Origin of the sequence: Elioraea sp. (genome assembly GCF_051860475.1) — a bacterium.
Classification (GTDB): domain Bacteria; phylum Pseudomonadota; class Alphaproteobacteria; order Acetobacterales; family Acetobacteraceae; genus Elioraea.
In genome coordinates this window covers 1-438 of the sequence record NZ_JBHYDW010000296.1, presented here as the reverse complement: position 1 = coordinate 438, position 438 = coordinate 1, and the positions used below count along the sequence as shown (strand labels likewise).

2 rRNA genes (1 of these 2 only partly in view) are annotated in these 438 nt (G+C 57.8%); both read right to left on the bottom strand.

What is annotated here, in order from left to right:
• Positions 1–76, bottom strand: a 5S ribosomal RNA gene (gene rrf / locus ACTIFU_RS23835); it reaches 36 nt to the left of the window's first position.
• A gap of 239 nt (positions 77–315) precedes the next feature.
• A 23S ribosomal RNA gene (locus ACTIFU_RS23830) occupies positions 316–438 on the bottom strand; the annotation flags it as partial.

The following is a 438-nucleotide window of genomic DNA, read 5'->3' as shown; positions in this document are numbered from 1 at the left end:
TACCATTGGCGCTGGGGGGTTTCACGGCCGAGTTCGGGAAGGGATCGGGTGGGGGCCCCCCGCTGGGGCCACCAGGCCGGCGAAGTGCAGACAAATGAGGAACTGGTCTTGTTTGCCTTTTGAGGCATCGATGATTTGTGCGTTTTCGGCTGTGCAAGGGACGCATTTTTGATGCGTCCGCAAGGCACGTATCGAACCTTTGGTTCGCAAGCGCGAACGCGCGCCGGCCATTTTTGGCCGCCCTCCCGGAGGGGCAGGCGTCAGCCGTGCGCCCCGCGAGGGATTACAGAATGGAATGGACATTGATTAATGAGAGTGATCAAGCCGAACGAGCTATTAGTAAGGCTCAGCTTCACACGTTGCCGTGCTTCCACATGCCTCCTATCGACGTGGTGGTCTTCCACGGCTCTTCAGGGAGAACTTGTTTTGAGGTTAGTT